This window comes from Micromonospora echinofusca (assembly GCF_017614955.1).
GTDB lineage: Bacteria > Actinomycetota > Actinomycetes > Mycobacteriales > Micromonosporaceae > Micromonospora > Micromonospora echinofusca_A.
The window spans coordinates 1-3019 of record NZ_WVUH01000544.1 but is presented as its reverse complement, the minus strand read 5'-3'; the positions used below and the strand labels follow the sequence as shown (position 1 = coordinate 3019).

General features: G+C 72.3%; 2 protein-coding genes and 1 pseudogene. 1 reads left to right on the top strand and 2 read right to left on the bottom strand.

Annotation, left to right across the window (positions count from 1 at the left end; genetic code table 11):
* Positions 1–32: 32 nt before the first annotated feature.
* Positions 33–1163, bottom strand: coding sequence for a zinc-dependent alcohol dehydrogenase (locus tag GSF22_RS32435; RefSeq protein ID WP_208817725.1), 1131 nt, complete (start codon positions 1161–1163; stop codon positions 33–35).
* 397 nt (positions 1164–1560) lie between these two features.
* Here GSF22_RS32435 and pip point away from each other — a divergent pair, with 397 nt between their 5' ends.
* The gene (gene pip / locus GSF22_RS32430) at positions 1561–2583 is read left to right on the top strand and encodes a prolyl aminopeptidase (RefSeq protein ID WP_208817724.1); all 1023 of its coding nucleotides are present in this window, start codon (positions 1561–1563) and stop codon (positions 2581–2583) included.
* Between the two features lie 75 nt (positions 2584–2658).
* On the opposite strand, the pseudogene GSF22_RS32425 reads toward pip, so the two are convergent.
* Positions 2659–3019: pseudogene (locus GSF22_RS32425) on the bottom strand (hypothetical protein); the annotation flags it as partial.

Below are 3019 nucleotides of genomic sequence, written 5' to 3'. Positions count from 1 at the left end.
GTGGTGGGGGTGAGGGGTGACCGGGCTGGTGCCTACCGGGACGGGTCGATGGCGATCTTGACGACGTCGCTGCCGTCCAGTTGGTAGCCCGTGCTGAGTGCCCGCAGTGCCGGTTCCACGTCCCGGAGCGGGACACGGTGTGAGACCACCCGGGCGAAGGGCAGGTCGCCCCGCTCGAGGATCTCCAGGGCGCGTAGGTAGCGCGCCTGCATGTCGGGTCCGGCGCCGTAGACACCGGCGATGGTGATGTCCCGCCGGAGCAGGTCGGTGTAGGGGTTGATCGGGATGCTCCCCCGGTCGGTGAAGTTGCCGAGCTCGGCGAGCACACCGCCGTCGGCGACGTAGCCGATCGCCTCGGCGAAGCCGGCCGGTGATCCGCTGCAACCGATGACCGCGCTGGCGCCGGAGCCGTCGAGCGCGTCCCGGACGGCGCGGTGCCGTGGCACGCCGGCGTCGAGGGCGCTGACGTCGACGACCCGGTCCGCGCCGAGTTCGGCGGCCAACGCGAGCCGGCGGGCGTTGCCGTCGACGGCGACCACGCGGGCGGCCCCGGCGGTCCGCGCGGCGGCGACGACCATCAGGCCGATGGCCCCCACGCCCTGGACCACCACGGTGGCACCGATCCCGATTCCGGCGCGGTGCACACCGTGCAGGGCCACCGACATCGGCTCGGCCAGGATCGCGACCTCGGGGGCGAGGTCGGTGCGGTAGAAGACCGTCCCCGGGTTGGCCAGGTGCAGGTAGTCGGCGAACCCTCCGGTGAGGGGGGATCCCACCTCGACCGGCGACTTGAAGCCGTAGGACGGGGGGCGCTGCCGGCACTGGCCGGGGCGGCGCAGCACCACGCACTCGTAGCAGGCCCCGCAGCTCGTGGCGGGGAAGATCCCGATCCGGTCGCCGACGGCGACCGGCCGGTGGGCGAAGTCCCGGTCGAGGCCGGCTCCGAGGGCGACGACGGTGCCGACGACCTCGTGACCCAGCAGCGCCGGGAAGACGATGCTGGGCAGCCGGCCGTGGAAGACGTGGGCGTCGGTCCCGCAGATGCCGCACAGTTCGACGCGTACCACCGCCTCGCCGGGCCCGGGAGCGGGGACGGGGTACTCGCGGATCTCCACCGGCCCACCGGGTCCGGTGACCACCGCTGCCCGTGAGGTTGCGATCACCACGCGCTCCGCTTCCCTTCGCCCTGCATTCTGTATTCCATATAATGTGGAAAGAAGATAACCCGCTGTCAGGCGACTGTCCAGACCGAGTTTCCGCCACACCGGGCATCGACGCTGGTCAGGACATTGATCGCCGGCACGACTCCCCCGGACACGAAACCACAGCGCTACCGAAAGTAGTCGCCGGAGGATTCGCCGTGCTTTCGTCGCAGCGCGGGTAGGCGGGCCGCGATCAACGGGTCGACAGTGGACGCAGACCGCCGGCCGCCGCCCTGTCGGCCTGCACCGGCGTGCTGGCGCGAGGCCCGGTCAGCCACCACTGCCCCGACCATCCCGGGCGACGGACCGGCAGCGACACGTATCGCGGTGGCCCGGTCACCCGTGGTACACCGACAGGATGATCCGGGCCGGTGGAAACCCTCTGTCAGTAACGGAACCCGACGCGGGGGGCTGTCTCTACCCCCCGGTGGAGCCCTACGCCACACACCGCGTCCCGGTCGGTGGTGGACACGACCTGTACGTGGAGGAGGTCGGTCGGCCGGACGGCGCACCGGCGGTCTTCCTGCACGGCGGCCCCGGCGGCGGCCTGGTGCCCGCGGCTCGACGCTTCTTCGACCCCGACCGGTACCGGGTCGTCCTGTACGACCAGCGCGGCGCGGGGCGGAGCACCCCGTTCGGCAGCCTGGTGGAGAACACCACCTGGCACCTCGTCGACGACCTGGAGGTGATCCGCGCCCGGCTGGGCATCGACGCGTGGCTGGTCTTCGGCGGTTCCTGGGGCACCACCCTCGGTCTGGCCTACGCCCAGGCGCACCCGGAACGGGTCACCGGCCTGATCCTGCGGGGCATCTTCCTGATGCGCCGCAGCGAACGGGAGTGGTTCTACCAGCACGGCCTGCACCACCTGCAACCGGAGGAGTGGTCGCGGTTCGTCGCCCCGATCCCGGAAGCCGAACGCCACGACATCCTGGCCGCGTACCACCGGCGGCTGCATGGACCGGACGACGCCGAGGCGCGGGCCTGCGCGGCGGCCTGGGGCCGATGGGAGGCGGTGAACTCGGCGCTGCGGGTGGATCCCGACCTGCTCGCCCACCTGACCTCAGCCGAGCAGGCCCTGCCGATCGCCCGCATCCTGTCGCACTACGTGGTGCACGGCGGCTTCCTCGACGGTGACCACCACCTCCTCGACGGGGTGGACCGGATCCGGCACCTGCCGGCCGTGCTGATCCAGGGCCGCTACGACCTGTGCTGCCCGCCGGTCAGCGCGTACGACCTGGCCCGACGGTGGCCCGAGGCGCGACTGCGGATGGTGCCCGACGCCGGGCACTCGGCCCGCGAACCGGGCATCGCCCGGGAACTGCGCCGGGCGACCGACCGGTTCGCCGACCTGCTGTCGGCGCGATGCGCCACCCGGCGGTGACGCACGCTGCTGGCGGGCCAACGGGCGAGGGCCCCTTCCCAGGTGCGGGAAGGGGCCCTCGGGTTCGGTGTGGGGTCACCTGTTCCAGAGTTCGGCGACGAGGTCGGCGGCCTGGGTCTCCCACTGGGCGTAGTGGTCGGGGTAGGCCGACACCTGTACGGCCTGCGCGGCCTGGGTCAGCGGCATGTCCTTCCAACCGTCGACCTGCTTCAGGCCCTTCAGGAACGCGGTGGTCGAGTAGGCGGGGTCGGTGATCTGCTCGACCGTGCCCCAGCCGCTGGACGGGCGCTGCTGGAACAGGCCCTGCGAGTCGTGGTCGTTGCGGTCGCCCAGGTGGCCCAGGTGGCCCAGGTTCTCCAGCTTGGACTCCTGGAGGGGGAAGGTCGTCCACGGCCGGGCAGTCGGTCGGGGGGATCGGTCAGGCCCGTGGGGCGGG

Excerpts from the sequence above, each read along its gene's own strand:
- pip (WP_208817724.1), top strand. The coding sequence starts at position 1,561 with ATGATCCGGGCCGGTGGAAACCCTCTGTCAGTAACGGAACCCGACGCG.